The 7,240-nt window shown below is 51.8% G+C and carries 8 protein-coding genes; 5 read left to right on the top strand and 3 right to left on the bottom strand.

Going from position 1 to position 7,240, the window contains the following annotated elements; translation table 11 throughout:
- Positions 1 to 27: 27 nt before the first annotated feature.
- From sucD to ACTHSP_RS15785, 5 genes are all read left to right on the top strand, one after another.
- Positions 28 to 918 (top strand): succinate--CoA ligase subunit alpha, encoded by an 891-nt coding sequence (gene sucD, locus ACTHSP_RS15805; RefSeq protein ID WP_002221113.1) that lies wholly within the window; start codon positions 28 to 30, stop codon positions 916 to 918.
- 192 nt (positions 919 to 1,110) lie between these two features.
- The gene (locus ACTHSP_RS15800; RefSeq protein WP_003686098.1) at positions 1,111 to 1,545 is read left to right on the top strand and encodes a DUF883 family protein; all 435 of its coding nucleotides are present in this window, start codon (positions 1,111 to 1,113) and stop codon (positions 1,543 to 1,545) included.
- Between the two features lie 109 nt (positions 1,546 to 1,654).
- Positions 1,655 to 2,062, top strand: a complete 408-nt coding sequence (locus tag ACTHSP_RS15795; RefSeq protein ID WP_003686138.1) for a phage holin family protein — start codon at positions 1,655 to 1,657, stop codon at positions 2,060 to 2,062.
- The gene (locus tag ACTHSP_RS15790) at positions 2,043 to 2,309 is read left to right on the top strand and encodes a hypothetical protein (protein ID WP_003686076.1); all 267 of its coding nucleotides are present in this window, start codon (positions 2,043 to 2,045) and stop codon (positions 2,307 to 2,309) included. Before ACTHSP_RS15795 ends, ACTHSP_RS15790 begins: the two co-directional genes overlap by 20 nt.
- A gap of 225 nt (positions 2,310 to 2,534) precedes the next feature.
- Entirely contained in the window at positions 2,535 to 3,347 is an 813-nt protein-coding gene (locus ACTHSP_RS15785) for a phosphatidylserine decarboxylase (protein WP_049352724.1), read from the top strand.
- An 84-nt stretch (positions 3,348 to 3,431) separates the two neighbouring features.
- On the opposite strand, the gene znuD is transcribed toward ACTHSP_RS15785, so the two are convergent.
- The 3 genes from znuD to ACTHSP_RS15770 all read right to left on the bottom strand — a co-directional run.
- Positions 3,432 to 5,720 (bottom strand): TonB-dependent zinc receptor ZnuD, encoded by a 2,289-nt coding sequence (gene znuD / locus ACTHSP_RS15780; RefSeq protein WP_440346413.1) that lies wholly within the window; start codon positions 5,718 to 5,720, stop codon positions 3,432 to 3,434.
- A gap of 219 nt (positions 5,721 to 5,939) precedes the next feature.
- Entirely contained in the window at positions 5,940 to 6,422 is a 483-nt protein-coding gene (locus ACTHSP_RS15775; RefSeq protein WP_263340856.1) for a cupin domain-containing protein, read from the bottom strand.
- A gap of 101 nt (positions 6,423 to 6,523) precedes the next feature.
- Positions 6,524 to 7,240, bottom strand: a 717-nt coding sequence (locus ACTHSP_RS15770) for a leucyl aminopeptidase (protein ID WP_440346412.1), incomplete at its 5' end; no start/stop codon positions are given.

Here is a 7,240-nt window from a genome sequence, read left to right as displayed (position 1 = left end):
CAGCCGTAAACGCCTAAGGAGAAAAGAATGAGCGTATTGATTAATAAAGACACCAAAGTATTGGTTCAAGGTTTCACTGGTAAAAACGGTACTTTCCACTCCGAACAAGCTCTGGCTTACGGCACTAAAGTTGTCGGCGGCGTTACTCCGGGCAAAGGCGGTCAAACCCACCTGAACCTGCCTGTGTTCAACACCATGAAAGAAGCGGTTAAAGAAACCGGCGCGGACGCATCCGTAATTTACGTTCCCGCTCCGTTTGTGTTGGACTCTATCGTTGAAGCCGTTGATTCCGGCGTAGGCTTGGTGGTTGTGATTACCGAAGGCGTACCGACTCTGGACATGCTCAAAGCCAAACGCTATCTGGAAACCAACGGCAACGGTACCCGCTTGGTCGGTCCTAACTGCCCGGGCGTGATTACTCCGGGCGAGTGCAAAATCGGCATTATGCCGGGCCACATCCATACTCCCGGCCGTATCGGCATCATTTCCCGTTCCGGTACATTGACTTACGAAGCCGTGGCACAAACCACCAAACTGGGCTTGGGTCAATCAACCTGTATCGGTATCGGCGGCGACCCGATTCCGGGTATGAACCAAATCGACGCGCTGAAACTCTTCCAAGAAGACCCAGATACCGACGCCATCATCATGATCGGTGAAATCGGCGGTACTGCGGAAGAAGAAGCAGCCGAATACATCCAATCCAACGTAACCAAACCTGTTGTAGGTTACATTGCTGGTGTTACCGCTCCTAAAGGCAAACGTATGGGCCACGCCGGTGCGATTATCTCTGGTGGTAAAGGTACTGCGGAAGAAAAATTCGCCGCTTTTGAAAAAGCCGGCATCGCCTACACCCGCAGCCCTGCCGAGTTGGGCACTACCATGCTGGAAGTGTTGAAAGCAAAAGGTTTGGCATAAGACTTAAGTCTTTAAGCTGAATTGAAAAGGCCGTCTGAAGTTTTCAGACGGCCTTTTTTAAATTCCATTTAGTCATTTTCAGAATAAGCACTTAATTTAATTTAAATTAACGTTTATTTCGAAATAAACGGTTATAATTTATTAACAGATAAACAGTCTGTAACCATATCAACCTATATCAAGGAGAAAAGCATGAAAAAACACGATTTTGAAGCACGTCGCGAGGCTTTGCTGAAAGACATCCGAGAAGTGATGGATGATGTGGAAGAATTGTACCGCAATGGTGTTGAAGCCGGTTCGGAAGAGGGCAGCAAAGCCCGAGCCAAATTGGAAGAAAAATTGGCTGTGGCCAAAGAGCGTTTGAGCCGTTTTGAAGAAGAGGCCGGCGAGCGTTTGCGCCATCATGCCGAGCGTGCGCGTGAAAAATACGAGCAGTTTGAAGAGGCGGCTCAGGAGCGTTTGAAAGAAGGCAAAGAGCGTTTTGCCGAATTTGAAGCCGATGCTGGTGCGCGTTTGAAACGCGGTGCCAAACACGCTGATGAAGTGGTGCATGAAAAACCATACTATGCGATGGGTTTTGCCGCATTGGCCGGTTTGGTTGTCGGTGTGTTGTTGAACCGCCGTTAATGCGAATATGTTAAGGCCGTCTGAACAGGCGTGCACATGAAATCATGGATTTCATTGCGCTGTGCAGACGGCCTTAGCCTTATGTTTTCCTGAAAAAAGGATAGTTAAGATGGGAATTCGCCAGCGTTTTGAACATGGCAAGGCTTTGTTGAATCAGGGCGTGGATTTGCTGCTGCTGCGTTTGCAGGTATTGAGCTTGGATTTGACGCGTCAGGCGGAGAATGTGTTCCGGTTGGCGATTTGGCTGGTGTTGTCCGGCGCGCTGTTGATGGTGGGCTTGGTCGGTTTACTGTTCGGTTTGAACCGCGTGCTGTCGGATGTGGCGGCGTTGTGGGTATTTTTCGGCATTTTCTTCGTGAGCCTGCTGATTATTGCCGTATTGTTCCGTAAAGTATCGGCAGATTATCGGGAGCAGGGCAGTCGTGTGGCTGAAACTTTGCAGGATATTCGATCGGACATTGCGTATTTGCGCGGTGAGATAGACAAGGATGCGGACGATGAAGCAACAGGAGTATGAAGAAGCGCGCGAGTTACTGCTTTTGGAAGCCAAGCTGGTGCGGCTGCGGATTGAAGCGGAAAATTTGAAACTGCGTAAAGCGGAAGAAAGTAATGCTCGGCAGACTAATCGTTTGGTGATGTTGGCCGATGTGGCATATCAGTTGAGCCAAACGCGTTTATTGTCTCAACGTGCTTTGTTTTCTACATCGCGCCGTCGGCATTGGATTTGGCTGGTATTGGCTGTCATACTGGGCTTGTCGAGATAACCGAGGGCAGAGGTTTGGTCAAAATGATATTTGCGGCGGGTTGTTGGCTCGTGTGAGCCGCTTGTTGAGGACGCTGCGTCATTGTGTTGTCGAAGCTGAAACTTTATCTATGTTGAGTATTTTTTACAAAAGACACCGGCCGTCTGAACATTTCAGACGGCCTCAATGTTTGGAGTTTCAGATATAATGGCGGCAATTTTGAAATTATTAAATGAAGGATAAGTGATGAACCGTTTGTATCCCCACCCGATTATCGCCCGTGAGGGCTGGCCGATTATCGGCGGCGGTTTGGCTTTGAGCCTGCTGGTGTCGATGTGTTGCGGCTGGTGGTCTTTGCCGTTTTGGGTGTTTACCGTATTTGCCCTGCAGTTTTTCCGCGATCCTGCGCGTGAAATTCCGCTAAATCCTGAAGCGGTGTTGAGCCCGGTTGACGGCCGTATCGTGGTGGTTGAGCGCGCACGCGATCCGTATCGTGATGTCGATGCTTTGAAAATCAGTATTTTTATGAACGTGTTCAATGTGCATTCGCAAAAATCGCCTGCCGATTGTACGGTAACGAAAGTGGTCTATAACAAAGGTAAATTCGTGAATGCGGATTTGGACAAAGCCAGCACGGAAAATGAACGCAATGCGGTTTTGGCGACTACGGCTTCTGGTCGTGAAATTACCTTTGTTCAAGTGGCCGGCTTGGTGGCGCGCCGTATTTTGTGCTACACCCAAGCAGGTGCGAAACTGTCTCGCGGTGAACGCTATGGCTTTATCCGATTCGGTTCGCGCGTGGATATGTATCTGCCTGTCGATGCTCAGGCGCAAGTGGCGATTGGTGATAAAGTTACCGGCGTCAGCACTGTATTGGCGCGTTTGCCGCTGACTGCGCCGCAAACTGAATCTGAGCCTAAAGCCGCAGCTCCACAAGCTGCACCAGCTTCACAAGCGGCTCCGGCTGAAACAGTGGCAAACCTATCTACCGAACAACAGCAAATCGAAGCAGCGGCGGCTAAGATTCAAGCGGCTGTGCAAGATGTGTTGAAAGATTAATTGCCGGTTTTGAATGATTGGTTAAAACAAGAAAAAGGTTTTCAGACGGCCGTCTGAAAACCTTTTTTGTTTGCCTATCCAATTTTAAAACTTCACATTTACGCCGCCGGTAAAGCTGCGGCCCATTTGCGGCGTATCAGAGAGGAAGCTGCTGTGGGCGTAAACGGATTGGTTGAGCAGGTTGTCGGCTTTGACGTACCAATTCCACTCGCCATAGCGCGTATTGCGGCGGTAGTTTGCGCCGAGGTTGAGCATGTGGTGTCCGGGCGTGCGTGTTTCGTAGCGGGCGAGTTTGTTTTGGGCGAACACGCGGTAGTAGTCCAAATTGGCATCGATACGGTCGGTCAGCGAGGCTTTCAAGTGGAAGCCAAGGCGCGCAGCCGGAACGCGAGGCGCGTTTTGGTCGTCCTGTGCGATGAAAGGACGGTTACCGTAAGCATCTTCCCTGCCGGGTAGGGAAGGCAGGTTTTTCAGACGGCCTCGTACATAGTCGCCGGAAACGCCGATGCGGTAGCGCGGTGTCGGTTTGAAGTAGATTTCGCCTTCCGCGCCGTAGAAGTCGGCGCCGGATTGGTTGTAGCGCACGAGCTTCATTTCGCTGTCGTCTTCGATGGATTTGGGGCCGCGTCCGTCGTTTAAGGTTTGGGCGTAAATGTAGTTGCCGAAGCGGTTGCGGTAGAGCGCCAGATTGTATTGCCAGCGGTCGCCTTCGTAGCCCAGCGCGAGTTCGATATTGTTGGAACGCTCTTTGTTGAGGTGTTTGTTGCCGACTTCAAAGGTGTTGGTGGCAACGTGTTTGCCGTGTGCGTACAGTTCTTGCGTTGACGGCAGGCGTTCCTGATGGGAGGCGGTCAGGCTGAGTTTGTGTTGGGGCGTAAAATACCAGTTGCCCGAAAGTGCGAACGAGCGGGCGGTTTGGCGGTGCGCACCGAGGTCGGGCAGGGGTTGGTTGTAGTAGTTTTCCCGATCAATCAATGCTTTGTCGTACTGGATAGAGGCTTTTTGTTTTTCCACGCGTACGTCACCTTCAAGCGTGAAGTTGTCCCAGTTTGCCTGTTCTACACCGAAAAAGCTGTAATGGCGCACATTGTTGTCAATCAACATCGGTTGTTGGACGGTCTCGGGAATGGCGGAAAGCGCGCTGGATTTTTGTCCCAAATATTGCACGCCCCAGCTGCCTTTCAGACGGCCTATGGGTTGGTGGCGCAACTCGATACGGGCGTTGTGTGTTTTGTTGTTGAAGAAGTTTTCTACTGCATCGCCTGCTTTTTCGTCGTGGTGGTAGTCGTTGCGGTTCAGATGCACGCGCAGGGCTTCAAAACCGGGGAATGGCTGCTTCCATTCGGCGCGGAGTTCGTAGCGTTTGTTGCGCAGGTCTATCCAAGGTTTGCCGTTGTGGGCATGGGCGTGTGCATCATCGTCGTCGTGAAAGCCGCAGCTCAAGCCCGGATTGTCGTAATCGACGTCTTCTTCGGTCAACAGGTGCGGATAAAGCTGCAAATAGCGTTTGTTAATCAAACTCTTTTGCCAGATGATGTCGGCGTGGCAGTCGTCGTAGAGATGGCTGTGGGCAGGCAGGCCGTAGCGGTCGCGACGGTCGCTGTACGCCACGCCGAGGAAACCTTTATCCCCAACCCAAGACAGGCCGATGCTGCCTGTTTTTGAATCGGCATGGCTGTCGGGCAGTCGTTTCAGACGGCCTTCTTCTTTTTGATAGCGCGGTACGGCGTAATCGCCCGATTTGCGGTACAAGCCTTCGGTATGCAGCACGAAGTTGTTGCCTAAGCCGATATTGATGCCTGCGGATGTCAGTTTTTCCAAATTGCCACTGCTCAAACGCAATCCGGCTTCGCCCGATACGCCGTTTTCAGGCATTTTTTCGGGGATTTTGCCATCGGCAACATCGACCAAACCGGCCACATTGCCCGAGCTGTACAAGAGCGTAACCGGGCCGCGCAGGATTTCAACCTGTTGCGACAAGGCGCTGTCCACCATCAAGGCATGGTCGGGCGAGAAGTCCGCCATGTCGCCCGTTTCGCCATGATGGTTTAACACTTTAATTCGTCTGCCTGTTTGACCGCGAATAACGGGAGCGGACGCGCCGCCGCCGTATTGCGAGGCATGAATGCCCGGTACGCCGTCTAAAGCATCGCCTAAGTTGACGGCTTTTTGGCGCAAGGTATCGCCGGAGATGATTTTGTCGGAGGCGGTCGAAGTGTGCAAAAGCCCCGATGTGGCGCGCGGACGGCTTTTGCTGACGACGGTAACCTCGTCCAAGTCAACCGACTGCTCAGTTTCATGCGCTTGGGAGAGGATAGGGGTGCTGATTAAAAGAATAGATAAAACAATGGGCTTGAGTGTGGTTTGTGTCATTTTAGTTTCTCATCATATTTTGAAAGGCTGTTATTATATAACATTGCATCATTTATATGATAAGATTTTTGAGAAAAAAAGGCCGTCTGAAAACGAAGCGTGGTTTTCAGACGGCCTTTAGCTTGTATGTGGGTTTAAATGAAAACGGAACAATCTCTCTGCTGCCGGGTTTGGGTAAGGCAGAAAGTCATGGCAGATTGTTTGCTTTCATTGAAAGCATTACTTGGTTTCGGCGGCTTTAGCGCCAGCGGTCTCTGCAATCAAATCTAAGAATACCAACGGCTTTTTGCCGATATTTTTGAGCGCGTGGGACTGGCCGGGGCGGGCGATAGTGATGTCGCCGGCGCCGACTTCGGTTTGTTTGCCTTCGCTATCGGTAAACAGGCCTTTGCCGGATACGATGATGTAAACGTCTTCATTGCCGGTATGTTTGTGTTGGCCGATGGAAGCGCCAGGCGGTAATGTGAGCCAGCCGATTTCTTTGAATGCGTCTTGGTCGGCGGTTTGATGGCGCGTGAAGGCAAAGTTGCCAAGCAACGGGCCTTGACCTCCGGCTGCGTTTTCGCGGTTCCATTCTGCTAAGTCGGCTTTTTTGTACACTTGGATGCTGCGGTCGGTGGGGGTGGTTTGTTCGGCAGCTTGAGCGCTTATGGATGTGCCGAGCAGAAGGGCGACGGATAATGCGGCAAATAGTGGTTTCATGGTGGTTCTCCGTTTGTCAGGTTGAGTCAGATAATGCGGATTCCGTTTTCAGACGGCCTGCGGGGTTGAAATGTGTAACCCCGCAGGCTTCCTCCCAAGATTTATTTCACATTGCGCAGATAGTTCAACAATAAAGGAACAGGGCGGCCGGTCGCGCCTTTTTCACCGCCGGATTTCCATGCGGTACCTGCGATGTCGAGGTGTGCCCATGGATAGTCTTCGGTAAAGTAGGACAGGAATGTTGCGGCGGTAATCGTGCCTGCACCCGGCGTGCCGATGTTGGGGATGTCGGCGAAATTGGATTTGAGTTGGTCTTTGTAGGTCTCAAAGAGCGGCAGTTGCCATGCTTTGTCGTCCACGTTGTGAGAGGCGGCGAGCAGGCTGTCAACCAAATCCTGATTGTTGCCCATCACGCCGCTGACGTCATGACCCAAGGCGATGATGCACGCGCCGGTCAGGGTGGCGACGTCGATAACGGCTTTGGGTTTGAATTGTTCGGCGTAAGTGAGCGCATCACATAAAATCAGACGGCCTTCGGCATCGGTGTTCAACACTTCGATGGTCAAGCCTTTCATGCTTTTCACGACGTCGCCCGGTTTGTTAGCCGCGCCGGAAGGCATGTTTTCACAAGTGGCGACGATGGCAATCAGGTTGATCGGCAGTTGCAGTTTGACGGCGGCGCAGAAGGTACTGATGACGGTTGCCGCGCCGCACATATCGAACTTCATTTCGTCCATGTTCAGGCCGGGTTTGAGGGAAATGCCGCCGGTGTCGAAGGTAATGCCTTTGCCGACCAATACCACAGGCGCGGCTTCTTT

Source organism: Neisseria sp. P0001.S005 (assembly GCF_051963715.1).
The sequence above is the reverse complement of the archived record's forward strand: the minus strand, read 5'-3'. Positions and strand labels throughout refer to the sequence as shown.

Excerpts from the sequence above, each read along its gene's own strand:
- ACTHSP_RS15775 (WP_263340856.1), bottom strand. The coding sequence starts at position 6,422 with ATGAAACCACTATTTGCCGCATTATCCGTCGCCCTTCTGCTCGGCACA.
- sucD (WP_002221113.1), top strand. The coding sequence starts at position 28 with ATGAGCGTATTGATTAATAAAGACACCAAAGTATTGGTTCAAGGTTTC.
- ACTHSP_RS15795 (WP_003686138.1), top strand. The coding sequence starts at position 1,655 with ATGGGAATTCGCCAGCGTTTTGAACATGGCAAGGCTTTGTTGAATCAG.
- ACTHSP_RS15785 (WP_049352724.1), top strand. The coding sequence starts at position 2,535 with ATGAACCGTTTGTATCCCCACCCGATTATCGCCCGTGAGGGCTGGCCG.
- ACTHSP_RS15790 (WP_003686076.1), top strand. The coding sequence starts at position 2,043 with ATGAAGCAACAGGAGTATGAAGAAGCGCGCGAGTTACTGCTTTTGGAA.
- ACTHSP_RS15800 (WP_003686098.1), top strand. The coding sequence starts at position 1,111 with ATGAAAAAACACGATTTTGAAGCACGTCGCGAGGCTTTGCTGAAAGAC.
- znuD (WP_440346413.1), bottom strand. The coding sequence starts at position 5,720 with ATGACACAAACCACACTCAAGCCCATTGTTTTATCTATTCTTTTAATC.